24 protein-coding genes are annotated in these 23,384 nt (G+C 70.0%); 9 read left to right on the top strand and 15 right to left on the bottom strand.

The window, feature by feature from the left end:
• Window positions 1-4: 4 nt before the first annotated feature.
• Window positions 5-1,600 (top strand): Na+/H+ antiporter, encoded by a 1,596-nt coding sequence (locus ABT147_RS10785; protein WP_351404181.1) that lies wholly within the window; start codon window positions 5-7, stop codon window positions 1,598-1,600.
• Here the strand turns inward: ABT147_RS10785 and ABT147_RS10780 are convergent.
• Both ABT147_RS10780 and ABT147_RS10775 read right to left on the bottom strand, forming a co-directional pair.
• Complete coding sequence (locus ABT147_RS10780) at window positions 1,597-2,574, bottom strand: 1-aminocyclopropane-1-carboxylate deaminase/D-cysteine desulfhydrase (RefSeq protein ID WP_351404179.1); 978 nt, start codon at window positions 2,572-2,574, stop codon at window positions 1,597-1,599. The genes ABT147_RS10785 and ABT147_RS10780 overlap by 4 nt on opposite strands.
• 54 nt (window positions 2,575-2,628) lie before the next feature.
• Window positions 2,629-3,219 (bottom strand): N-acetylmuramoyl-L-alanine amidase, encoded by a 591-nt coding sequence (locus tag ABT147_RS10775; protein WP_351404177.1) that lies wholly within the window; start codon window positions 3,217-3,219, stop codon window positions 2,629-2,631.
• A gap of 316 nt (window positions 3,220-3,535) precedes the next feature.
• On the opposite strand from ABT147_RS10775, the gene ABT147_RS10770 reads away from it, so the two are divergent.
• Window positions 3,536-4,942 carry a family 2B encapsulin nanocompartment shell protein gene (locus ABT147_RS10770; protein ID WP_351404175.1) on the top strand — a complete coding sequence of 469 codons (1,407 nt, stop codon included), beginning with the start codon at window positions 3,536-3,538 and terminating at the stop codon, window positions 4,940-4,942.
• A 210-nt stretch (window positions 4,943-5,152) separates the two neighbouring features.
• Window positions 5,153-6,331 carry a family 2 encapsulin nanocompartment cargo protein polyprenyl transferase gene (locus tag ABT147_RS10765; RefSeq protein WP_502983074.1) on the top strand — a complete coding sequence of 393 codons (1,179 nt, stop codon included), beginning with the start codon at window positions 5,153-5,155 and terminating at the stop codon, window positions 6,329-6,331.
• Window positions 6,332-6,623: 292 nt separating this feature from the next.
• Here ABT147_RS10765 and ABT147_RS10760 read toward each other — a convergent pair whose 3' ends face one another.
• A complete protein-coding gene (locus ABT147_RS10760; RefSeq protein ID WP_351404171.1) occupies window positions 6,624-7,214 on the bottom strand; it encodes a TetR/AcrR family transcriptional regulator in 591 nt (196 codons plus the stop codon).
• A 131-nt stretch (window positions 7,215-7,345) separates the two neighbouring features.
• On the opposite strand from ABT147_RS10760, the gene ABT147_RS10755 reads away from it, so the two are divergent.
• The 3 genes from ABT147_RS10755 (at window position 7,346) to ABT147_RS10745 (ending at window position 8,903) form a co-directional block, all read left to right on the top strand.
• Window positions 7,346-7,930 (top strand): dihydrofolate reductase family protein, encoded by a 585-nt coding sequence (locus ABT147_RS10755; RefSeq protein ID WP_351404169.1) that lies wholly within the window; start codon window positions 7,346-7,348, stop codon window positions 7,928-7,930.
• 66 nt (window positions 7,931-7,996) lie between these two features.
• Entirely contained in the window at window positions 7,997-8,323 is a 327-nt protein-coding gene (locus ABT147_RS10750; protein ID WP_351404167.1) for a hypothetical protein, read from the top strand.
• Window positions 8,324-8,489: 166 nt separating this feature from the next.
• Window positions 8,490-8,903, top strand: coding sequence for a YciI family protein (locus tag ABT147_RS10745; protein ID WP_351404165.1), 414 nt, complete (start codon window positions 8,490-8,492; stop codon window positions 8,901-8,903).
• Between the two features lie 324 nt (window positions 8,904-9,227).
• Here the strand turns inward: ABT147_RS10745 and ABT147_RS10740 are convergent, their stop codons facing one another.
• The 7 genes from ABT147_RS10740 to ABT147_RS10710 form a co-directional block, all read right to left on the bottom strand.
• Window positions 9,228-10,016 carry a VOC family protein gene (locus tag ABT147_RS10740; protein WP_351404163.1) on the bottom strand — a complete coding sequence of 263 codons (789 nt, stop codon included), beginning with the start codon at window positions 10,014-10,016 and terminating at the stop codon, window positions 9,228-9,230.
• A 168-nt stretch (window positions 10,017-10,184) separates the two neighbouring features.
• Entirely contained in the window at window positions 10,185-10,664 is a 480-nt protein-coding gene (locus tag ABT147_RS10735) for a VOC family protein (protein ID WP_351404161.1), read from the bottom strand.
• 9 nt (window positions 10,665-10,673) lie between these two features.
• Window positions 10,674-11,120 (bottom strand): helix-turn-helix transcriptional regulator, encoded by a 447-nt coding sequence (locus ABT147_RS10730; RefSeq protein ID WP_351404159.1) that lies wholly within the window; start codon window positions 11,118-11,120, stop codon window positions 10,674-10,676.
• Between the two features lie 55 nt (window positions 11,121-11,175).
• Window positions 11,176-12,075 (bottom strand): carbohydrate ABC transporter permease, encoded by a 900-nt coding sequence (locus tag ABT147_RS10725; RefSeq protein WP_351404157.1) that lies wholly within the window; start codon window positions 12,073-12,075, stop codon window positions 11,176-11,178.
• A 2-nt stretch (window positions 12,076-12,077) separates the two neighbouring features.
• The gene (locus ABT147_RS10720; RefSeq protein ID WP_351404155.1) at window positions 12,078-13,061 is read right to left on the bottom strand and encodes a carbohydrate ABC transporter permease; all 984 of its coding nucleotides are present in this window, start codon (window positions 13,059-13,061) and stop codon (window positions 12,078-12,080) included.
• Window positions 13,062-13,278: 217 nt separating this feature from the next.
• Window positions 13,279-14,640, bottom strand: coding sequence for an ABC transporter substrate-binding protein (locus tag ABT147_RS10715; protein WP_351404153.1), 1,362 nt, complete (start codon window positions 14,638-14,640; stop codon window positions 13,279-13,281).
• A gap of 260 nt (window positions 14,641-14,900) precedes the next feature.
• A complete protein-coding gene (locus tag ABT147_RS10710; RefSeq protein ID WP_351404151.1) occupies window positions 14,901-15,920 on the bottom strand; it encodes a LacI family DNA-binding transcriptional regulator in 1,020 nt (339 codons plus the stop codon).
• Window positions 15,921-16,182: 262 nt separating this feature from the next.
• Between ABT147_RS10710 and ABT147_RS10705 the strand changes: the two genes are divergently transcribed.
• Window positions 16,183-17,598, top strand: coding sequence for a glycoside hydrolase family protein (locus ABT147_RS10705; protein ID WP_351404149.1), 1,416 nt, complete (start codon window positions 16,183-16,185; stop codon window positions 17,596-17,598).
• Window positions 17,599-17,749: 151 nt separating this feature from the next.
• On the opposite strand, the gene sodN is transcribed toward ABT147_RS10705, so the two are convergent.
• Window positions 17,750-18,145: a superoxide dismutase, Ni gene (gene sodN, locus ABT147_RS10700; RefSeq protein ID WP_351404147.1), complete on the bottom strand. Its 396-nt coding sequence runs from the start codon at window positions 18,143-18,145 to the stop codon at window positions 17,750-17,752.
• Between the two features lie 156 nt (window positions 18,146-18,301).
• Here sodN and sodX point away from each other — a divergent pair, with 156 nt between their 5' ends.
• Window positions 18,302-18,736 carry a nickel-type superoxide dismutase maturation protease gene (gene sodX / locus ABT147_RS10695; protein WP_351404145.1) on the top strand — a complete coding sequence of 145 codons (435 nt, stop codon included), beginning with the start codon at window positions 18,302-18,304 and terminating at the stop codon, window positions 18,734-18,736.
• On the opposite strand, the gene ABT147_RS10690 is transcribed toward sodX, so the two are convergent.
• Window positions 18,640-19,269, bottom strand: coding sequence for a CGNR zinc finger domain-containing protein (locus tag ABT147_RS10690; protein WP_351404143.1), 630 nt, complete (start codon window positions 19,267-19,269; stop codon window positions 18,640-18,642). The genes sodX and ABT147_RS10690 overlap by 97 nt on opposite strands.
• A gap of 116 nt (window positions 19,270-19,385) precedes the next feature.
• On the opposite strand from ABT147_RS10690, the gene ABT147_RS10685 reads away from it, so the two are divergent.
• Window positions 19,386-20,144, top strand: coding sequence for a class I SAM-dependent methyltransferase (locus ABT147_RS10685; RefSeq protein ID WP_351404141.1), 759 nt, complete (start codon window positions 19,386-19,388; stop codon window positions 20,142-20,144).
• A 116-nt stretch (window positions 20,145-20,260) separates the two neighbouring features.
• On the opposite strand, the gene ABT147_RS10680 is transcribed toward ABT147_RS10685, so the two are convergent.
• Genes ABT147_RS10680 through ABT147_RS10670 form a run of 3 tightly spaced genes read right to left on the bottom strand, consistent with a single transcriptional unit; the run spans window position 20,261 to window position 22,976 of the window.
• Window positions 20,261-21,022: an amino acid ABC transporter ATP-binding protein gene (locus ABT147_RS10680; protein WP_351404139.1), complete on the bottom strand. Its 762-nt coding sequence runs from the start codon at window positions 21,020-21,022 to the stop codon at window positions 20,261-20,263.
• Complete coding sequence (locus ABT147_RS10675; RefSeq protein ID WP_351404137.1) at window positions 21,019-21,960, bottom strand: amino acid ABC transporter permease; 942 nt, start codon at window positions 21,958-21,960, stop codon at window positions 21,019-21,021. Before ABT147_RS10675 ends, ABT147_RS10680 begins: the two co-directional genes overlap by 4 nt.
• 50 nt (window positions 21,961-22,010) lie before the next feature.
• Window positions 22,011-22,976 (bottom strand): ABC transporter substrate-binding protein, encoded by a 966-nt coding sequence (locus ABT147_RS10670; RefSeq protein ID WP_351404135.1) that lies wholly within the window; start codon window positions 22,974-22,976, stop codon window positions 22,011-22,013.
• Window positions 22,977-23,384 lie beyond the last annotated feature (408 nt).

Here is a 23,384-nt window from a genome sequence, read left to right as displayed (position 1 = left end):
AGCGATGCACTTCTTGCCCTTGCTGTTGCTGGTCGCCGGGAGCGCGACGGTCGCCGGGGCCGCCCGGCGTACGCCGGTGCCCGCCCCGCTGCTGCTGGTCGCGGCGGGGCTCGTGGTGTCGTATCTGCCGGGAGTGCCGCACTACGAGCTCGACCCCGAGATCGTTCTGCCGCTGATCCTGCCCCCGCTGCTGTACACGGCCGCCAGCGACAGCTCGTACCTCGACCTGCGGGCCCAACTGCGGCCCGTGGCGCTGCTGTCGGTCGGCTATGTGCTCTTCGCGACCCTCGCCGTGGGCTGGGCCGCGTATCTGATCGTGCCGGGGCTGCCGCTGACGGCCGCGCTGGTGCTCGGCGCGGTGGTCGCTCCGCCGGACGCGGTCGCGGCGACGGCGGTCGCCCGGCGGGTGGGGCTGCCGTCGCGGATCACCACGATCCTCCAGGGCGAGTCCCTGGTGAACGACGCGACCGCGATCACCGCCTACCGGGTGGCACTCGCGGCCACCCTCGGCGAGGGCGCGAGCTGGTCCGGCGGGATCGTGGAGTTCCTGGTGGCGGCGGTCGGCGGTGTCGCGGTCGGGCTCCTGCTGATGGTCCCGATCCACTGGCTGCGCACCCACCTGAAGGAAGCGCTGCTCCAGAACACCCTTTCGCTGCTGATCCCGTTCGTCGCCTACGGGCTCGCCGAGTGGGTGCACGCCTCCGGGGTGCTCGCCGTGGTCGTCGTCGGCCTGTACCTCGGCTACCGCAACTGGCAGGTCGACTTCGCCACCCGCCTCCAGGAGGAGGCCGTCTGGAAGATGGTCGCCTTCCTGCTGGAATCCGCCGTGTTCGCCCTCATCGGCCTCCAGCTCCCGGTCGTCCTCGAAGGCTTGGAGGAGTACGAAGGGGCGCGCGCCACCTGGTACGCCGTGGCCGTCTTCCTCGTCGTGGTCGCGACCCGGTTCGTGTGGGTGTATCCGGCGACCTTCCTGCCGCGGATCCTGTCGCGACGCATCAGGGAACGGGAGGACAACCCCACCTGGAAGGGGCCCTTCGTCATCTCCTGGGCCGGAATGCGGGGCGTCGTCTCGCTGGCCATCGCCTTCTCGATCCCGCTCACGGTGCACGGCGGCGACGACTTCCCCGAGCGGAACCTGATCCTCTTCCTGACCTTCACGACGGTCATCGGGACGCTCGTCATCCAGGGGCTGACCCTGCCGCCGCTGATCCGGATCCTGAAGCTGCCGGGACGCGACCAGCAGGCCGAGACCCTCGCCGAGGCCAACGCCCAGGCCCAGGCGTCCCGCGCCGCCGAGGCCCGCCTCGACGAACTCCTCGCCGACGAGCGCAACGAACTGCCGCCCCCGCTCGTCGACCGCCTCCACACGGTCCTGGAACGGCGCCGCAACGCCGTCTGGGAGCGGCTCGGCGCCGTCAACCCGGTGACCGGCGAGAGCGTCGACGACGTCTACAGCCGACTCTCCCGGGAGATGATCGGCGCCGAGCGCGCGGTCTTCGTACGGCTGCGGGACGGCCGGTACATCGACGACGAGATGCTGCGCACGCTGCTGCGACGGCTGGACCTGGAGGAGGCGGCGGTCTACCGGGAGGCGTCCTAGGAGGTGTTCCGGGAGTCGTCCCGGGAGTTCTCCCGGGGTGTGTGTTCCACTTCTCCGAATTCCTCGAAGGGGCGTCCGGTGATCACCGCGGCGACCGTCGTCCCGCGCGGGAAGGCACCCTCCGCCGCCAGGGCGACAAGTCCATGGAGCAACTTGGCGACATAGAGACGCTCGACGGGCAGGGAGTGACGGGCCTCGAAGTCGGCGGCGAAGGCGTCAAGTTCGGGGGTGGTGCGCGCGTAGCCGCCGAAGTGGAAGCGGTCGTCGAGACGCCAGTCGCCGCGCGGCCCGCCGAAAGCCCGGTCCTGGAGCCGTCGTATCTCCTCTTCGAGGAAGCCGCCCTTGAGAACCGGAATCCCGAGGGCGCGCTGGTCGGGGGTCAGTCCGGCGGCCAGACCGGCGAGGGTGCCGCCGGTGCCGCAGGCGAGGGCCACGACGTCGGCCCGGCCGCGCAGTTCCACGCCGAGGTCCCGGCAGCCGCGCACGGCGAGGGAGTTGCTGCCGCCCTCGGGGACGACATAGGCGTCCTGGGCGCCGGCGTCGCGGAGGACGGTGGCCAGCGTGACCGGGTCGGACTTGTGGCGATACGTCGATCTGTCGATGAAGTGCAGCCGCATGCCGTCCGCCGCGCAGCGGGACAGGGACGGGTTGAGGGGGCGGTCGGCCAGTTCCTGACCGCGGACCACACCGATCGTGGGCAGGCCCAGGAGGTGGCCCGCGGCGGCGGTGGCCCGCAGATGGTTCGAGTACGCGCCGCCGAAGGTGAGCAGCGGCCGGCCGGCCGCCGCACGCAGGTTGGGGGCCAGCTTGCGCCACTTGTTGCCGACGAGCCGCGGATGGATCAGGTCGTCGCGCTTGAGGAGCAGCCGGACGCCGTGCCGGGCGAAGCGCTCGTCCGCGGCCTCCTGGAGGGGGGAAGGCAGCCGGGGGTCCAGGGCGGCGGTGGGGTCGGGGGCGGAGGGCTGGCCGGTCACGTGCCCATTGTCGGACACATGACCGGTCGGCGTCGGAACCGTGTGCCCCGGCGCCTATTTCAGGCGGTCCCGTACGCGGTTTCTCATGGAGGTCATGGTGAAGCCCCGGGGGTCGATCTTGCCGGGCTGCCATTCGAGATGGCCGATGACGGACCGCTGGTTCCAGCCGTGGTGGCGGCAGATGGCGGCGGAGACCCGTTCGATCGCGTCGAGCTGGGCCTTCGGCCAGGGGTCCTGGCCGTCGCCGAGGTTCTCGCACTCGAAGCCGTAGAAGTGACGGTTCCCGTCGGTGTTGGACTCGTTGTCCAGCGGGAGCGCCTTCTCGGCGATCACGGCCCGCAGCACGTCGTCGTCGCCGAGACCGGCGTGGTTGGCGCGGCCGTAGCCGACGAGGTGGACCCGGCCGTCCTTGGTGATGACGCCGTGGCACAACGGGCCGGGCAGTCCCGAGTACCCGTCACGGCAGATGCGCACGGTGCGGTCGCTGCCGGAGGTCACGGTGTGGTGGATCATCACGCCGTGGACGGGACCCCAGGGGCCCACGTGATTGCGGTTGTGATGTTCCCAGTCGCCGACCTCGACGACCCGGACGCCCTCGTTCCTGAGGACGGTGAGAAACCTGCCCGCGGACATGGGTGGGGCCATGGCCGACTCCTTCGTGCCGTGTGGCGACGGCCGCCGGTCGTGGCCGCCTCGTACGCAGACTCGTACTCCTGACTCCCGCCGGGAGCCAGTCGAGGCTGGGCCGTACGAGTCGATCCGGTCAGATTCGGCGAGAGACACAGGAGTGCGGGCAGGGGCACGAGTCGACACGAGTCTCGACAAAGCGCCCTGATATGCCCAGTCTTCTAAGATCCATTCCCGCTCTTTCGGGTAATAGCATCGGCACGCTCCGTGATGGGAGGCTGGATCGCGAGATCGGTGACCGCGATATCAGTGCACACCCGGAGGGGAAATCCGTATGTCGGTAGGCGAAGAGGTCCGCTCGCAGCAGGACAAGCCGCAGCAGAGTCTCGGCACGGCCGCTGCCCGGAACCTGGCCACCACCACGAAGTCCACGCCCCAGATGCAGGAGATCAGCTCGCGCTGGCTGCTGCGCACCCTGCCCTGGGTGAATGTGCAGGGTGGTACGTACCGGGTCAACAGGCGGCTCACCTACGCGGTCGGTGACGGCCGCGTCACCTTTGTGAAGACCGGCGACCGGGTCGCCGTCATCCCCGCGGAGCTGGGCGAACTGCCCGCCCTGCGGACTTACGAGGACATCGACGTGCTGGGCGAGCTGGCCCAGCGGTGCGAACAGCGGGAGTTCGCGCCCGGTGATGTACTGGCCGAATTCGGCAGCCAGGCGTCGGAGGTGTTCCTGCTCGCGCACGGCAAGGTCGAGAAGATCGGCACCGGGCCCTACGGCGACGACGCGGTCCTCGGCGTCCTCGCCGACGGGGCCTACTTCGGCGAACAGGCACTGCTCGACCCCGAGGCGATCTGGGAGTACACGGCCCGCGCGGTCACCGCGTGCACGGTGCTCGTCCTGCCGCGTCAGGCCGTCGAGCAGCTCGCGGAGCGCGCCGACACCCTGAGCGAGCACCTTCAGGAGCAGCGCGCGATCCCGTCGCAGCGCACCAACACCTACGGCGAGAAGGAGATCGACCTCGCCGCGGGCCACAGCGGAGAGCCGGACATCCCGCACACCTTCGTCGACTACGAGGCCGCGCCGCGCGAGTACGAACTCAGCGTCGCCCAGACCGTCCTGCGCATCCACACGCGCGTGGCCGACCTCTACAACCAGCCGATGAACCAGACCGAGCAGCAGATCCGGCTCACGGTCGAGGCGTTGAAGGAGCGCCAGGAGCACGAGCTGATCAACAACCGCGAGTTCGGCCTCCTCCACAACTGCGAGTACGACCAGCGGCTCCAGCCGCATGACGGGGTGCCCAGCCCGGACGACCTGGACGAGCTGCTCTGCCGCCGCCGGGGCACCAAGCTGCTGCTCGCCCACCCGCGCGCGATCTCCGCGTTCGGCCGCGAGCTGAACAAGCGCGGGCTGGTCCCGGAGACCGTCGACATCGCCGGCAACCGGATCCCCACCTGGCGCGGTGTGCCGATCTACCCGTGCAACAAGATCCCGGTGACCGAGGCCAGGACCACCTCGATCATCGCCATGCGTACCGGCGAGGACGACCAGGGTGTCATCGGTCTGCGGGCCGCGAGCATCCCGGACGAGATCGAGCCCAGCCTGTCCGTGCGTTTCATGGGCATCAACGAACAGGCGATCATCAAGTACCTCGTGACGGCCTACTACTCGGCCGCGGTCCTGGTCCCCGACGCGCTCGGCGTTCTGGAGAACGTCGAGATCGGCCGCTGGCGGTGACCTTGTCCGACCGGACGCCGTGCACCCGCTCGTCAGGGCGGGTGCACCCCGGGCCCGCGCGCCCATCGGCAGCGCAGGCACCACCGTCCCCGGACTCTCCGAGGCGATCCCATGGGTGAGTTCACGACGGAATTCATGGCGCGGTTCATGACCGAGGCCAAGCGGGGCCCCGCCGAAACCTCGGACAGCGGGGGCGCGCCGAGCGGCGAGATCCCGGAGCGGCGGAGGCCTGTGGGGGAGGCCTCGGGGCCGCTGGGAGCGGGGGATCCGGGGGGAGCGGTGGGGCCGAAGGGGGACGGGGAGCCGGTGAGGGGCGGGTTTCCTGTCGGTGATCAGGGTTGGGCCGGCCGGGCGGGTGGGGCGAGTGTGTTCGACGGGCAGGAGGCCGCGGGGATCCTGGAGCAGGCCCGGGTGTCCGTCGATCCCGAACTGCGCCGGGCCGTCGAGTCGTTACCCGGTTCGATGCGCCGGGTCGCCCGCTACCACTTCGGCTGGGAGGACGCGGACGGCGCCCCGGCCGCGGGCAACGCGGGCAAGGCGATACGCCCGGCGCTGGTCCTGGCCGCCGTAGCCGCGCTCGGCGGGCGGGAGTCCGTCGCCGTCCGGGCCGCCGCCGCGGTGGAGCTGGTGCACAACTTCACGCTGCTCCACGACGACGTGATGGACCGGGACATCACCCGCAGACACCGGGCCACCGCGTGGACCGTGTTCGGAATCCCCGACGCGATCCTCGCCGGGGACGCCATGCAGGCCCTCGCTCAGCGACTGCTCGCCGAGGACCCGCATCCGGCGTCGGCCGCGGCCTCCGCACGGCTCGCGGCCTGTGTCGTCGAGCTGTGCGAGGGCCAGCACACGGACACCGAGCTGGAGGGCCGCAGGCCCGAGGAGGTCACTCTCGACGAGGTGCTCGCGATGGCCGAGGCGAAGACGGGCGCGCTGCTCGGCTGCGCCTGTGCGGTGGGGGCGTTGTACGCGGGCGCAGGTGACGAGGACGTCGAGGCTCTGGACGCGTTCGGACGGGAGGCCGGGCTCGCCTTCCAGCTCATCGACGACGTGATCGGCATCTGGGGGGACCCCAGCCGTACCGGCAAGCCGGCCGGGGCGGATCTCATGGTCCGCAAGAAGTCCCTCCCCGTGGTCGCCGCGCTCGCCTCCGGCACCCCGGAGGCCGCCGAACTCGCCGAGCTGTACGGGCTGCCGTACGCGGAGGGCGATCTGGAGCGTACGGCGCTCGTGGTGGAGCGGGCCGGTGGGCGCGACTGGGCGCAGGTCCAGGCCGCCGACCGTATGGCCCGGGCCATGCACGAGCTCGCCCGCGCGGTTCCGGATCCGGAGTCGGCCGGTGGGCTTCTGGCGCTGGCCGAGTTCGTGACGCGGCGCAGCAGCTGAGGCGAGGCCTGGCGGTGGTTGATGCTCCGGAGGTGGTGGCGCCGTGCCGACCTGACCCTGCGCGGGGCCGGTGCCTTCGGATGGTCGGTGGGTCCCGCACATCCCCACGGTGTGCGGGGCCCGCCGGGTTTCGCCCCCGCCGCCCCTACCCGTTCCCGTCCCCAGGGGCTGTGCCCCTTCGCCCCCCTGCGCCTGAGAGCTCGGGGGTGCCGGTGTTCGTGGGCGGGTGCGGGTCGTGAGTGATTGATCGCGCAGTTCCTCGCGCCCCTGCTGGGCGGGACCCGCGCTGGAGTCAGTGGGCCGGGACGATCGTTTTCACGATGCGCTCCATCAGGGTCTCGGGGGTGGTGACACCGGGGAGGGCGTCGTTCAGGACCTCCGGCAGGGTGAGGTGTTCGAGGAGGAGGCCCTGCATGGCCAGGTAGAGGACCATGACCGTCTCGTCGCCGCCGGGGAGACCCGCCTCGCGGTGGAAGCGCATCCCGAACTCCAGCTCGCCGCGCACCGACTCGGTGTACGAGGCGTGCAGGGCCGGGCGGCGGGTGGCTTCCAGGCGCAGTTCGAGGTGGGCGAGATAGCCGGTGCGGTCGCCGGTGACGCGGGACAGCAGGTCGCGCATGAAGGCCATGACCAGGGTCCGGTCCTTCGGGGACGCGAGCAGCTCCTCGACCACGGCCGGGTCAGGGGTCAGTCGTTCCTTCAGCCGCGCGTCGATCTGGTGGAGCAGGGCGTCACGGTCGGCGAAGTAGTTCGACGCGGTGCCCACCGGCACCCCGGCCTCGGCGTCCACCGCCCGGAACGTCAGTCCGCGCGCGCCCTCCCGCGCCAGCACCTCCACCGCCGCGTCCAGCAGAGCGGCCCTGCGCTCCGGGTTCCTGACCATCCGGGCTCCTTGTCCAGTGTCTGAAGCAATGAGTAATGCCTTGCAACCACTACATCTGAAGTACTATAACTGACGTGGTTGAGCGGTGGTCGCATGGGCGATCACCTGTCGGACAAGGAAAAGAGACCGGTTTGCGCAAGCTCACGTACTTCGTCGCTTGTTCGATCGACGGCTTCATCGGGGACCAGGACGGCGACGCGTCGTTCATGTACCCCTTCGTGGTGGGCGACTTCGCCGAATACCTCAACGCGGAGCACCCGGACACCAACCCGAGCCATGTGCGTCGTCTCATCGGCACCGACGGTCTGCCGAACAAGGAGTACGACACGATCATCCAGGGCCGCGCCAGCTACGACGTGGCGCTGCGGGAGGGCATCACCAGCCCCTACGCCCATCTGCGCGAGTACGTCGCCTCGCGCACGCTGAAGGAGTCGCCCGACCCGCATGTCGAGATCATCTCGGACGACCTGGTCGGCAGGGTCCGCGAGCTCAAGGCGGAGGACGGCGGACTCGACATCTACCTCTGCGGCGGCTCGGCCCTCGCGGGCGAGTTGATCGACGAGATCGACGAGCTGTTCATCAAGACGTACCCGATCGTGCTGGGCACCGGCATGCCGATGTTCGGCTCCGGCTTCGCCCTCTCCGAGTTCACGCTCGACGAGGTGCGGGGCTTCGACAACGGGGTGGTGGTGCGGACGTACAGCAGGAAGCGGTGAGCGGTGTCGCCGATTGCCCCTGTACGGCGGGGAGCGGCCCGGCCCCGTCGGTCATACCCTGAAGGCATGGGCATTGACGAGCGAGTCTGCCCGGTCTGCGGACAGCCTGTGGCCACGGTCGTACGGCGGCACAAGACGCTGGGCGCGTGGGTACCCGTATGGAGTCCGGGTCCGTGCAGGAATCACGAGTGTGCGGCATACGTCGACGAGGCCGTCGAGGCCGAACCGGCCGCCGCGGAGAAACCCCGGGCGGTGGCCCGGCGGACGCACGGGAGTCATGGCACGCATGGTGGTCATGACGTGCAGGTGGCGGAGGCCGGCGCGCGGCCCGAGGTGAAGGCCGAGGGGATGACCGAGGGGACGACTGAGGAGAAGAGCGCGGGGAACGTCTGACGGGCCTTGCTCACCGGGCAGGTGGGTTCGTGGAGTCGTGGCTTCGGAGAGAACTCGGGGCGTCGCGCGGGTGTGTCGAGAGGTGTGGGACGGCTCTGACGTCTCCGGTGAGAGCCGCCCGCCGCGGGTGGTTCGAACCGAGGAGGACGGACGAAGGAGCGGACTCATGAAGTACCTGATGATGGTCCTGGGCACCCAGGCGGACTACGAGGGCATGCGCGGCAACGCGTCCGAGCACTCCCCGGCCTGGACGCGGGAGCAACTGCAGGCCATGTACGCCCACATGGGCTCCATCAACGACGACCTCGCCGAGACCGGGGAGATGATCGACGGGCAGGGGCTGGCCGAGCCGGCGCGGACCCGGTTCGTCACCGCCGACGCCGACGGCAAGCCGGTGATCACGGACGCGCCGTACCCGGAGACCGAGGAACTGCTCGCCGGCTACTGGCTGCTGGACTGCGCGAGCCTGGACCGGGTCACGGAGATCGCGGCCCGCGTCGCCCGGTGCCCCGGCCCCGAGGGGCTCACGGAGTACCCGGTGGTCATTCGGCCGGTGTTGGATGGGGCGGGGGACATCTGAGCTGCTGGGGCGGGCGGGCGGGCGGCTCGGGTGACGGGGGTAGGGGCTGGGCCTGCTGGTTTCGCCCCCGCCGCCCTTACCCTTCCCATCCCCAGGGGCTCCGCCCCTTCGACCCCGCCCCTTCGGCTCCGCCCCTTCGACCCCGTGCCCGCGCGTCCGTGCCCGGGTTCCGTGCTCGCCGGGTTCCCTTGGGGCTTCGCTGCGGATCCCCCGGGCCGCCGCCACCCGGGGTGCAGGGCACCGTCCCAGTGGTCGTCGGGGCTCAGGGGGCGGCACCTGGATGCTGCTGTGCCGTCGGGATCGGGGCGTCGTGGGTTGGGGGTGTCAGCTCGTTGTCGAGGGGAGGCCGCCTGTTTCCGGGGCTCGGCCTGTCAGGCAGTACGTGCCGCCCGTCGGGTCGCGCATCACCGTCCAGTGGGGGTGGTGGGACACGACGGTGGCGCCGAGGGATTCGTGGTGGGTGCGGGTGGTGGCGATGTCGGTGCAGGCCAGGTCGAGGTGGGCGGAGGTGGGGCGGGGGGTGTCGAGGCGCTGGAGGAGGATGCGGACAGGGAGGCCGGTCGGGGGGCGCAGTACGTGGAACTCCGGGAGGGAGCCCGGATGGGAGTCCCAGCCCGACAGTGCCGCCCAGAACGCGACCTCGTCCTCGAACGCGGCCGGCGCCACGTCCAGGCACACCTGGTCCAGCCGGCTCCCGTCGACCACCGGTGGCCGCACGGATTCCCCGTGCCAGGGCACCGCGCAGAAGAGCTGACCGGCGGGTGAGCGCAGCACCGCCCAGCCGTCGTGCGGGGCGACCACCTCGGCGCCGAGCCTGACCGCCCGGTCCACGAACGCGGGGATGTCCTCGACGGCGAAGTCCAGGTGAGCACCGCCGGCGCCGGACAGGACACCCTGCGCCTTCACACACGCGTCGCCCGTCTCGGGCAGCAGGGTCACGAACTCGCCCAGGTCGCCCCTCGGTTCGGACAGCTCGGTCGCCGTGACCGCCGTCCAGAAGGCACACGCCCGCTCGAACCCGGCCATCGGTCGGTCGACGAAGGCGTACGTCCACCGAATCGCCCCGCCCGGCCCCGCGTCCCCACCGCTGCCGTTCCCGCCCACTCCGCCCACAGCGCCGCTCCCTCTCGTACGGTCGTCCGCCCCTCACGGCCGAACGCCTCGTACGTTCTCCCGACCCCCGGCTCCACGCAACGAGGTTTTCGCCGCCCCCGCCGACCCGCTGCCGCGCCGCCCCGCTGCCGCGCCGACTTACTGCCCCGCCGCCCGCTGCCCCACCAGTCACCCCGCGTCGCTCTCCCCCCGGCGCTGCATGAAGCGCAGCATGTTGCCCGCAGGGTCGCGGAAGGCGCAGTCGCGGACGCCGTAGGGCTGGTCCGTGGGTTCCTGGAGGACATCGGCGCCCGAGGCCTCGACGCGGGCGTAGAGGGCGTCGCAGTCGGTGGTGGTGAAGTTGACCCCGCGCAGGACGCCCTTGGCGAGGAGCGTGGCGATGGTCTCGCGGTCGGCGGGGGAGATGTCGGGGTCGGCGGCGGGGGGTTCCAGGACGATCTCGACGTCCGGCTGGAGAGGGGAGCCCACGGTGACCCAGCGCATGCCCTCGAAGCCCACGTCACCGCGGACCTCCATGCCCAGTACGTCGCGGTAGAAGGCGAGCGCCTTGTCGTGGTCGTCCACGGCGAGGAAGCACTGGGCCAGCTTCACATCCGATATCGGAAGCCTGCTCGAAGCGCGCGTGGTGTTCGGATCGTTCGTAGCCATGCCCTCACGCTAGGACGCCTCACTCGGTTCCGCAGGACGCTCGCCCGGTTCCGCCGTGCGTATGCGATGCCGGGCCGGCCGGGTCAGCCGCTTCGCCACGCACGCGGGGATCGCCGCGCTCTCCTCGTGCGAGCGCGCCCGGTACGCGCTCGGCGTCTCACCGACCAGCTCCGTGAAGCGGGAGCTGAAGGAGCCCAGCGACGTACACCCCACGGCGACGCACACCTCGGTCACCGACAGGTCGCCCCGGCGCAGCAACGCCTTGGCGCGCTCTATCCGGCGGGTCATGAGATAGCCGTACGGCGTCTCGCCGAAGGCCGCGCGGAAGGTGCGCTGGAAGTGGCCGGGCGACATCAGCGCGGTGCGGGCCAGGGCTGTCACGTCCAGCGGCTCGGCGTACTCGCGGTCCATGCGGTCCCGCGCCCGCCGCAGCCGCACCAGATCGTCCCGGTTCATGCCCACAGCATCGCACCGACCACTGACAACGGACCACGGGGAGACCCACGCCCGGTCACCCCTTCACCGCCGAGCTGGCCACCCCCTGGACGAACCACCGCTGGAAGAAGGCGAAGACGATCAGTACCGGGAGGACGAGGAGGACGCCGAAGGCGAGGATCTGGCCCCAGTCCGGGGGCTGCTGGCCCTGGAAGACGCTCATCTCCAGCGGCAGCGGCCGTACCGACGGGTCGGAGACCATCAGCACCGGCCACAGGAACGAACCCCACTGGGTGAGGAAGGTCAGGATCGCGACCGACGCGAACGCCGGCTTCGACATCGGAACGATGATCGCGAAGAAGGTGCGCCAGGGGCCCGCGCCGTCCAGCCGGGCCGCCTCCTCGATGCTCGGCGGGATCGAGCGGAAGAACGTGTGGAACTGGTAGACCGAGAACGCGTTGGCGACGAAGGGGAGCGCCTGGATGAAGAGCGTGTTCCGCTGGTCGTTGAACATGTAGAACAGCGGCACGGCCACCGACTCGAACGGGACCAGCATCAGCAGCAGGACGAGGGTGAACACGGCCTCCCTGCCCCGCCACTTCAGCCGCGAAAGGCCGTACGCCGCCATCGAGTTGACGAACAGGCCGCCGGTCACCACCACGAACGCCACCAGCAGCGAGACGCCCATGAACTGCCAGAAGTAGCCCGTGCTGTCGGAGTTCAGGCTGTCCAGGACGGCGGCGTAGTTGTCGAAGGACAGATGGGTGGGGAGGAAACCGGACAGGCCGTTCAGGACCTCGTCGGACGGCTTGAGGCTGCCGAGGAGGAGGTAGAGGACGGGCAGAGTGAAGACGAACGCCAGGACGGAGAGGACGGCGTAGTCGAGAGCGCGGCGCAGCGAGCCGCGCGAGAGGCCGCCACCGGCCGCGCCGGTGCCCGTGGTCGTACTCATGCTCGTACTCGTGGTCGTACTCATGCTCAGTCCTCGTTGTCGGGCCGGACGACGCGGCGCTGGATCAGGGTCAGGACGACGACGATCAGGAAGAAGACGACGGTGATCGCGGAGGCCTGGCCGATGTTGTTCTGGTCGAAGGCGGTGGTCACGGCCTGGTACATCACCGTGCGGGCGGCGTCCTCGTCGAGCCCGCCGCCCTTGACCAGCACGTACACCTGGTCGAAGACCCGGAACGACAGCACCGACGTCAGCAGCGCGACGAAGACGAGGGTGCCGCGGATGCCGGGCAGGGTGACGTGCCGGAACTGCTGCCAGCGGGACGCCCGGTCGAGTTCGGCGGCCTCGTAGAGCTCGCCCGGTATCTGCTGGAGGCCGGCGAGCAGGATCACCATCTGGAAGCCGACGCCCTGCCACACCGACAGCACGATGATCGAGGCCATCGCGGTCAGCCCGTCGCCGAGCCAGTCGAACGCACCCCAGTTGCCGAGACTCACCGCGTCCAGCGCCGAGTTGAGCATGCCCTGGTCGCTGCGGGCGAGGATCAGCCGCCAGATCACGGCGACCAGGGCCATCGGGAAGACGACCGGCATGAAGAAGAGTGACCGGAACAGGCCGATCGCCTTCAGCTTGCGGTTGAGCAGGATCGCCAGGCCGAGCGCGAGGCCCGTCTGGAGGGGGACGACGACCACGGCGAAGGTCAGGTTGTTGAGCAGTGCCCGCAGGAACGGGCCGGACAGGTCGGGGTCGGTGAAGAGCCGCCGGTACTGCTCGATCCCGAAGAAGGTGGGCTCCAGCGGGGAGCCGAGGCGCACGTTGTAGAAGGAGAGCACCACGGCGTAGCAGAACGGGATGCCGACGAAGGCGACGAGTCCGGCGACGGCGGGCGCGGACATCAGCAGTCCGTGCAGCCACTCGCGGTTCCTGCGGGACGGACGCGCCGTTGCGGCGAGGGGTGGGGCCGGCTCCCGGCCAGAGGCCGCGGCGGGCGCGGGTTCCACGGTTGTCACGGGTGGGTCCTCTTCCCGGCGGGGGCGGGCGGCCACGGTGTGCGCGCCCGCCCCCGCCGATGGGTCCGACGGGAGGTTCGACGACGGGACGTCGACTGTCGACAGTTGGCTACGGACGGGACGGGACGTCGCCCGCGGACGGGCGGGCCATCGGCTATGGAGGCGGGCCATCGGCTACGGACGGGCGTCACGTCGGCTGGGACGGGCGGGACGTCGGCTACGGGATGGCGTAACCCGCGTTGTCCGAGAAGTCCCGGTCGATGGCGCGGGCGGCCTTGGCCAGGGCGTCCTTCGGGTCGGCGCCGCCGTAGACCGAGTTGACGGCCTCGCTGAACTTCGCGGTCACCACGGGGTATCCGGCGGTCACCGGGCGGGTGACGGCGACGCACGACTTGCTGATGTCGCTGTCACCACAGGGCTTGGCGAGCTGGTCCGCGAAGAGCTGGAGCGGGCCGCCCTGCTTGTACAGCTCGCTGGCGGCGAGCGCGGACTTGGTGGCGGGCGGGGCGCCGTTGGCCTTCGTCATCGCGCCCACGTTGGCGTCGTTGAGGAGGAAGTCCAGGAACGTACCCGCCGCCTTGGCGTTCTTGGAGTTGGCGCCGACGCCCCAGGCCCATGAACCCTGGCCGGTCTTCGGGCCGTCGCCGAAGTCGGGCAGCGGCAGGACGACCAGGTCGTCGCCGAGCGCCTCGCTGTAGGCGGGGTACATCCAGTGCCCGACCCAGCTCAGGGCGACGCGGCCCTTGGCGAAGGCGTTGCCGTCGGTGTTGGCGTCGGTGTACGTCTTCCAGGACTGGAAGGTCTTCATCGCCGACACCACGGCCGGGGTGTCGAGGGCCCCTTCCGCCTTGCCGTCCTTGAGCAGGGAGCCCCCGGCCGACCAGACGATCGGGGCGAAGCCGTAGGTGCCCCACTCGTTGGCGTAGCCGCTGCCCTCCTGGAGGTCGACGACCTTGCCGTCGGAGTCCTTCGCCTTCAGAGCCTTGAGCGCCGCGTCGAACTCGTCCGCCGTCCAGGCGTCGTCCACGCCCTTCGGGTACTTCACGCCGGCCGCGTCCAGCAGCTTCTTGCTGCCGTACATGCCGAGCCCGGAGTCGAACATGCCCAGGCCGTAGTGCTTGCCGTCGATCTCGCCCTGCGCCTTGCTCGCGTCGGTGGCGTTGTCGAGGGTCTTGGCGGAGACATGGCCGTCGATGGGGGCGAGCTTCTTGGTGTAGACGAAGTTCGCCATGGTCGGGCCGTCGAACTCCAGTACGTCCGGCAGCTTGTCGGCGTCCGTGGCGGTGATCGTCTTGGTGTAGTCGGTCTCGGGTATGAGCTTCAGCTCGACCTTGACCTTGTCCTGAGGGGAGTTGAAGGCCTTCACCGCGCTCTGCAGCGCCTCCGACTCGGCCTTCTGGCCCTGGTGGGCCCAGACGCTGATCGTCCCCTCACCGCTGCCGGCCTCGGCGGACGTGTCGCCGCCGGCACCCCCGCCCCCACCGCAGGCGGCCAGCGCCGCCAGGGGGAGGGCCAGGGCCAGTCCCGCACGGGCCGTGCGGCGGAACCTTCTGCTGGTCGAGCTGGAGATCGGGCTCATGGTGTGTGCCTCCGTGCGGCGGAATCGTGCGGAATCGTGCGGAATCGAGCGGAATCGCGCTGAAATCAAGCGGAATCGAGCCGAATCAGGCGAATTCAATCAAGATCGAGTGAAGTTGATCGAGATCGATCGGGAGCGGGAGCGGGTGTGAAGTGCGGGGCCTTCCGGCGTCGGGGCGCGCCGGTCAAGAGCGGTGCGCGGACGGGGACTTGGGTCCCGTAGGTCGGAGTGTGCAGGAGTGCGCAGGAGTGTGCGGGCGGTCACTGGGGTCCGCGCGGGCGCGGCGGGGCCGTCGTCTCGCGCAGGACGAGTCGGATGGGCATCTGCACATGGCCGGGCTGGTCGCCGTCCGGCTCGTCCAGCCGCCGCAGCAGCAGCCGCGCGGCCTCCGCGCCCTGCCCGGCGACCGGCTGGGCGACGGTGGTCAGCCCGACCACGTCGGCGAGTTCGTGGTCGTCGAAGCCGACCACGGACACGTCGTCCGGCACCCGGAGCCGATGCCGTCTGAGCGCGCGCAGCGCGCCCATCGCCATCTCGTCGGACTGGGCGAACACGGCGGTCGGCGGCCGGGACGCGGCCAGCAGTTCGGTCATCGCCCGCTCACCGCCGTCGACGGTGTAGTCGCCGTCCACCACCAGCGCCGGGTCGTGTTCGATCCCGGCCTCGGCGAGGACGTGCAGATAGGCGGCGCGACGGTCGACGGGGGTGGTCCAGTGCAGCGGGCCGCTGGCCCCGGCGATCGTGCCGATCCGGCGGTGGCCGAGGTTCACCAGATGCCGTACGGCGCTCTCCGCGCCCGCCCGGTCGTCGATGCCGACCACCGTGAAGCCGGGCCGGGGGCCCCCGACCGTGGAGGCCAGCGGCACCCCGAGCGAGCGCAGGGCGGCGGACTCGTCCTCGTCCGGTATGAGCAGCGACAGCACCGCGTCGACCCGCTTGCGCACCGGCAGCTTGGTGAAGAAACGCTTGCGTGCCTCGGGCGAACCCAGGTTGTACAGCAGCACGTCGTACCCGGCCGCGCTGAACACCTGCTCGGCGGCGTCCAGCACAGTGCCGAAGAACCAGCGGCCGATGTACGGGGCGACGACCCCGATCGTGTAGGTCCGCCCGCTGGCCAGGCTGGACGCCGAGCGGGACGCCGTATAGCCGAGCCGTGCGGCGACGGCCGTGATCTGGGCGCGCACCTCGTCCGAGACGCCCGGCCGGCCGCGCAGCGCGCGGGACACGGTGGATGCCGAGACACCGGCGGCGGTGGCGACATCGGTGATGCTGACCGTCACGGCGACTTCTCCCGTCGGTAGGGCGTGGGTACGGAGGGGTACCGCACCGTCGCGAAGCCATTGCGTGGGCGGCCGGTCATGGTCCGGGTACCGCGCCGGTTTCACGTCGGTGTGATCCGTGGAGTGACGTGACCGTAGACCCGCCTCCTCTGTTGCGCAAGCGTTTGCGTTCAGTTTTACTTGCGCTGATTCTCAAGTGAGATCTTCCGGACCCTTGGTCAGCGCACGCGTTTGGGCGCTGTGAGCGACAGGACTGCTGCGCATGCGATACGCCCCGCCCGGCCTCTGCGTGAACGACTTCGCCCTGCTCCGCGACGACAACGGCACGTACACCGTGCTGCATCTCCAGGGCCCCTGGACCGCCGAGTTCGACCATCTGCGGATGGAGACCTCCTACGGCCGGGCCACCTCCGCCGACCTGGTCGACTGGCGGCCCGAGGGCACCGCCTTCGGCAACGGTCTGCCCGGCCGTTTCGACCAGCAGGCGGTGTGGACGATGCATCCGTTCCGTCACGGCACCGGAATGGCGATGTTCTACACGGGCGTGAGCGGACTGACGCCGGAGGGCTGGCCGCTCCAGTCCGTGGGCCTCGCGTACGCCGACCGCACGGACGGCACGGGGTGGCGGCGCCACGGCACGGCACCCGTCGTCGAGGCGGACCCCCGCTGGTACCGCACAGCCGACCGCATGGGCTGGCGCGACCCGTTCGTCGTACGTGACGACGAGGGCGGCGCTGAGGGGGGCGGTAGCGGCGACGGCGGCGCTGACGGGGGCGGTAGCGGTGACGACGGCGGCTGGGCGATGGTGATCTGCGCGAGCGACGCCTCCCTCCCCGTGGAGGTCAGCGGCTGTGTGGCCCTGGCCACCTCCCCCGACCTGGAGAACTGGACGGTCCACCCGCCGCTGATCTCGCCCGGCGACGTCGACGAACTCGAATGCCCGGTCCTGGAACGCCTCGACGACGGCACCTGGCTCCTTCTCGGCTCCATCGGCGCGACCCGGGGCTTCGAGGCGTGGACGGCCCCGCGCCTGCGCGGCCCCTGGACCCGGCGGGGGCAACTCGGCCCCACGGGGGCGTACGCCCCCCGCGTGATCCCCGCCCCCGACGGCTCCCGGGTCGTCCTGCACACCTCCCCCCGCCGAGTCGGTCTGACCGACACCGGCGACCACTGCCGGGGCATGCTCGCCCAGCCCAAGTCCCTGGTCGTACGGGAGGATTCAGCCCCCCACCTGGCCTGGTGGCCGGGCCTGGACGCCTGGCTGGGGGACCGGACCACCGCCCCCACCCTGCACGCGGTCGGCGACATCGAGCTCTCCGCCGACCCCGTCGAAGTCACCCTCCGCACCGCCACCACGGACTCCGACCGCCCCGCCCTCACCGTCGGCTGCGACGGCCGGAACCTCCGGATCTCCGGCCCCGCCGGCACCCTCCTCGCCGAGACAGTCCTCCCCGAACCGGCCGCCACCCTGCGCATCCTGACCGTCGGTGAGTACGTCGAGGTCTACGCGGACGGTGTCTTCGTCCTGACGAGCCTGTGCTATTCCGGGCAGCCCGTGCCCTGGACAGCCGTCACCGGGGACCACACCCGGACCGTCGTCCCCGTCCGCCCCCTCCGCCTCCCGGCCCCCGACCGCGACGACGCCTCGGCCATCTGGCCCGGCCACGCCCGGAGTTGATGGGATCAGCCGGTCGTGGTGCCGTCCTGACCGAGCTGAGGGCCGAGGTCGTGTTCGGCGTCTCCCACCCCCGAACACGACCGCACCCGGCCCGTCACACCGCCGTACTGGACGGTGGTATGCGGACCGGGTGCGGGCGAGAGAGGCCGGGTCAGGCCTTCTTGGTCTCCCAGAAGATCTTGTCGATCTGGGCGATGTAGTCGAGCGCCTTCTGGCCCGTCGCCGGGTCGGTCGAGCCCTTGGCGGCCGAGAGGGCCTTGAGGGCGTCGTTGACCAGCTGGTGCAGCTCCGGGTACTTCTCGAAGTGCGGGGGCTTGAAGTAGTCGCTCCAGAGCACCGAGACGTGGTGCTTGGCGAGCTCGGCGCGCTGCTCCTTGATGACGGTCGCGCGAGCCTGGAAGTGAGGGTCGTCGTTGGCGGCCATCTTGTCCTGCACGGCCTTCACCGACTCCGCCTCGATGCGGGCCTGGGCCGGGTCGTACACACCGCAGGGCAGGTCGCAGTGCGCGCTGACCTTGACCTTGGGGGCAAACAGGCGGGAAAGCATGGAGCATTCCTTCCTCGTGATCGTCTTCTCAGGTGGGACATTACTCCCTACGAGAGAGCTTTTCGCGAGTGCCCCCATGGGCTTAGGACAAAAGTCCGGGGTCAGACTGGGACTGGTGGAGAAGCGGAGAGGAACGGACCGGGGAGGTGCCGGGTGATGCCGGAGCCGTCGCAGGAGAGCGAGCGGGGGAGGGCCCTCCTGCCCTTCGGGGTGGCCGAGGTGACGGGACCCTCCATGGTGCCGACGCTGCGCCACGGGGACCAGCTGCTGGTCCACTACGGCGCCCGCCTCGGGGTCGGTGACGTGCTGGTGCTGCGGCACCCCTTCCAGCAGGACCTGCTCGTCGTGAAACGGATCGCCGAGCGGCGCGACGGTGGCTGGTGGGTGCTCGGGGACAACGCCTACGCGGGTGGGGACAGCACCGACTACGGGGTGGTGCCCGACGAACTCGTGCTCGGCAAGGTGCGGTTCCGGTACCGGCCCCGGCCGGACGGTCAGCGCTCGCCGTTCGCGCTCGCCCGCTGGGCGCTCTCGGCGGCCCGGCCCGTGTTCGGCGACCGGTCCGCCTCCAGGCGTTTGCGGGCCCGGTAGGCGGCCACGTTGGCGCGGGTCGCGCAGCGGTCCGAGCAGTAGCGCCGGGAGCGGTTGGTGGAGGTGTCGAGATAGGCGTTGCGGCACGGGGCCGCCTCGCACAGGCCGAGCCGGTCCACGCCGTACTCGGTGAGGTGGAAGGCCAGGCCCATCGCCGCGATCGCCGCGTAGCCCGCCGTCGCGTTGGAGGGGTGGTCCGCCAGGTGCATGTGCCACAGCGGGCGGCCGTCGTCGTCCCGGAAGTCGTGTCCGGAGATCTGCGGGTTCACCGGGAACTCCAGCAGCAGTGAGTTCAGCAGGTCCACGGCGAGGGTCTCGTCACCGCCGTCCGCCGCCTCGAAGACCGAGCGCAGCCGGGCACGCACCGACCGGAACCGGGTGACATCGGCGTCCGTCGCCCGCCGGGCCGCCTGCCGGCTGGGCCCGAAGAGATCACGGACGGCCTCGACCGAGGTGAGCGTGTCCTTGCCCCGGGCCGGCTCCTCGGTGTTGACGAGGCGTACGGCGTAGTCCGAGTAATGGGCCAGTTCCACTTGTAGTCCTTACGGGGGCGCTCTATTGTCGTGGTGCGGGTCAGGTAATGGCTGCTCGTGCTTACAGGGTATTACGCGGTAGGCGGAAGACGGCGTACACGGAGGAAGGGGACCTCATGACCACCACGGCCGGAACCGACTGGCATGCCTGGCAGGAGAGCTGGGACCGGCAGCAGGAGTGGTACCTGCCGGACCGTGAGGAGCGGTTCCGGGTGATGCTGGACATGGTGGAGGCCTTCGCCGGCCCCGAGCCCCGCGTCCTCGACCTCGCCTGCGGTACGGGTTCCATCACGTCCAGACTGTTCGCGCGGTTCCCGAAAGCCGTCAGCACCGGGGTGGACCTCGATCCCGCCCTCCTGACCATCGCCGAGGGCACCTTCGAGGGCGACGACCGGGTCACCTTCGTCACCGCCGACCTCACCGACCCCGACTGGACGGCCCGGCTGCCGTACGACTCGTACGACGCCGTCCTGACGGCCACAGCCCTGCACTGGCTGCACAGCGAACCCCTCGCCGCTCTCTACGGTCAGGTCGCGGAGCTGGTCCGCGACGGCGGTGTCTTCATGAACGCGGACCACATGATCGACGAGACGACGCCCCGGATCAACGCCGCGGAGCGCGCGCACCGTCACGCGGGTATGGAACAAGCCAAGGCGGACGGCGTCGTCGACTGGGCCGAATGGTGGCAGCTCGCCGCCCAGGACCCCGTGCTCGCCGCGCCGACGGCACGCCGATTCGAGATCTACGGGGAGCACGCCGAGGGCGACGTCCAGAGCGTCGAGTGGCACGCCCGCGTCCTGCGTGAGAAGGGCTTCGCCGAGGCCCGCGCGGTGTGGTGCTCGCCCTCCGACTCGCTGGTGCTGGCGGTGAAGTAGGCCCGCCCGCACACACGCCGGTACCCGAACGCCGGTACCCGCGCTTCGGTGCACGAGTAAGGGGCGGTACGGGAATCCGTACCGCCCCTCACCCGTGCGTACCGGTCAGAGCACCGTCAGAGCACCTTGGAGAGGAAGGACTGGGTCCGCTCCTCCTGCGGGTTGGTCAGCACATCACGGGGGTTGCCGGACTCGACCACCACACCGCCGTCCATGAAGACCAGGCTGTCGCCGACCTCGCGGGCGAAGCCCATCTCGTGGGTGACGACGATCATGGTCATACCGGATTCGGCCAGATCGCGCATGACGTCGAGGACGTCACCGACCAGCTCCGGGTCGAGCGCCGAGGTCGGCTCGTCGAAGAGCATCAGCTTCGGCTCCATGGCCAGCGCCCGGGCGATGGCCACCCGCTGCTGCTGGCCGCCGGAGAGCTGGGACGGGTAGTTGCCCGCCTTGTCGCCGAGGCCGACCTTGTCCAGGAGGGCGAGGGCGCGCTCGCGTGCCTGGGCCCTGCTGACGCCCTTGACCTGGACCGGCGCCTCCATCACGTTCTCCGCGGCCGTCATGTGCGGGAACAGGTTGAAGCGCTGGAACACCATGCCGATGTCACGGCGCTTCAGCGCGACCTCGCTGTCCTTGAGCTCGTACAGCTTGTCGCCCTTCTGGCGGTAGCCGACCAGCTCGCCGTCGACGTACAGCCGGCCGGCGTTGATCTTTTCAAGATGGTTGATGCACCTGAGGAACGTGCTCTTGCCGGAGCCTGACGGGCCGATGAGGCAGAACACCTCGCCCGTCTGCACCTCAAGATCGATGCCCTTGAGGACCTCGACGGGGCCGAAGGACTTGTGGATGCCCTCGGCCTTCACCATGGCGGTCATGCCGAGACTCCCTTCGGGCGGCGCACGGGCAGTAGGGCCGTCTTCAGACGCTGGACCGGGGTCGGCGGCAGGGACCGGGAGGACCCCTTCGCGTAGTGCCGCTCCAGGTAGTACTGCCCGACGCTGAAGATGCTGGTCAGGATCAGGTACCAGGCGGCGGCGAGGAACAGCATCTCCACGGGCGCGCCCGCGCCCTGGCCGATGTCCTGAGCCGCCTTGAGGAGATCCACGTACTGCACCGTCGACACGAGCGACGTGGTCTTCAGCATGTTGATGACCTCGTTGCCCGTCGGCGGCACGATCACGCGCATCGCCTGCGGGATCACGATCCGGCGCAGCGTCTTGGACTGGCTCATGCCGAGCGCGTGCGACGCCTCGGTCTGGCCGTCGTCGACCGACAGCAGACCGGCGCGGCAGATCTCCGCCATGTACGCGGCCTCGTTGAGACCGAGGCCGAGCAGCGCCGTCAGCAGCGGCGTCATGAACGAGGACCAGTAGTCCTTGTAGATCGGTCCGAGGTTGATGTACTCGAAGACCAGGCCGAGGTTGAACCAGACGAAGAGCTGGACCAGGACCGGGGTGCCGCGGAAGAACCAGATGTAGAACCACGCGACCGACGAGGTCACGGGGTTCTTCGACAGCCGCATCACGGCGAGCAGGATGCCGCCGACGATGCCGATCACCATGGACACCACGGTGAGCAGGAGGGTGTTCATGACACCCTCGATGATGCGGTCGTCGAAGAAGTAGTCGGGGATCGCGCCCCAGTTGATCTTCTTCGCCTGCGCGAACGCGTAGACGATGGAGCCGAGGAGAGCGAGCGCGATGGCCGCGGACACATAGCGCCCCGGGTGCCGGACCGGAATGGCCTTGAGGGCCTCCGGGCCGGCGGGGGGCGTGTCCGAGGGACCGTCCGTCTTGCTGACGTCAACAGTCACGGGTGGAGCCTTTCAGGAACGAACAGAACCGAGCCGGGACCAGCAGCGGATCAGGTGCCGCCGTTGATCTTGGCCTCGGTGATCGCGCCGTCCTCGACACCCCACTTCTTGATGATCTTCTCGTACTCGCCGTTGTCGATGATCGCCTGCACGGCGGCCTGCAGCGCGTCCCGCAGCTCGGCGTTGTCCTTGGCGACGGCGATGCCGTACGGGCCCGCCTCGACCTGGTCGCCGACGATCTCGAAGTAGTCGCCGCCTCCCGAGGTCTTCACGGAGTACGCGGCCACCGGGTAGTCGGCGGAGACGACGTCCGCGCCCTTGGAGCGCATCCGGGTCTCGGCCTCGGGGTTGGTGGCGAAGTCCTCGATCTTGAGCGCCTTGCCGCCGTCGTCCTTGCACTTCTTCGCCTGGTCCTTGGCGAGATCGTGCGAGAACGTGTTGCGCTGCACCGCGATGGTCTTGCCGCAGAGGTCGTCCCAGGTCTTGATGCCCTGGTCGTCGCCCTTGTTGGTGTACAGCGAGACACCCGCGGTGAAGTAGTCGACGAAGTCGACGCCGGAGCCGACCTTCTTGCCGGTGTCGGCGTCGATGCCCTCCTGGCGGTCCTTGGTGTCGGTCATGGCCGACATCGCGATGTCGTAGCGCTTGGCCGACAGGCCACCGATGAGGGTGTCGAAGGTGGCGTTCTGGAACTTGAAGTCCACGCCGAGCTGCTTGCCCATCGCGTTGGCGATGTCGATGTCGATGCCGACGACCTTGCCGGAGGAGTCCTTGTACTCCACGGGGGCGTACGCGATGTCCGAACCGACGTTCACCACGCCCTTGTCCCGGAGGGCCGCGGGAAGCTTGTCGGCCAGCGGGGCCGCGCTCGTGGAGGCGGTCTCCGAACCGCTCTCCTTCTTCTTGGTCTGGTCACCGCAGCCGGTGAGCAGCAGGGCGCCCGCGACCGCGATCGCTCCGACCGCGGCTGTACGGGAACGCAGGCCGGTCGTACGACAGGTGGTGCTTGCGGTCATGGTGGGTTCCTCCGGCGGGGGTGGTGTGGAGTTGCCGACAGGTCGACGATTAACACGCGTCTTCGAGTGTGGCGACCTCGTGTGATTACGGCATCTTGCCATTCGGGCATGTGCATTCAGATGACCAGCCATGTCAAAATCGGATAACGGGCGAACCCCGAATGACCCACGAACCGCTGCGGACCAGGTGATCACACCGGATCTTGTGCGGGAATCCCCTCTTCCGGCCGGAAGATCTTCGGTGCATCTCAGGATGCGGTCGGCCACGAACTCCGCGCACGTGGCCGTACAGGACTTGTCGTGATGTGATCCGACTTGTCCCGCCATCCGTCGATGAGTCGAACCAACCATGATCGTCTTCAAATGACCTTCGAGTTGTGACCTTCGAGGTATGAAGACGCGTGGACT

This window comes from Streptomyces sp. NPDC001868, assembly GCF_040297125.1.
GTDB lineage: Bacteria > Actinomycetota > Actinomycetes > Streptomycetales > Streptomycetaceae > Streptomyces.
Note: the sequence above shows the minus strand (reverse complement) of the source record. Positions and strands in the feature narration are given on the sequence as shown.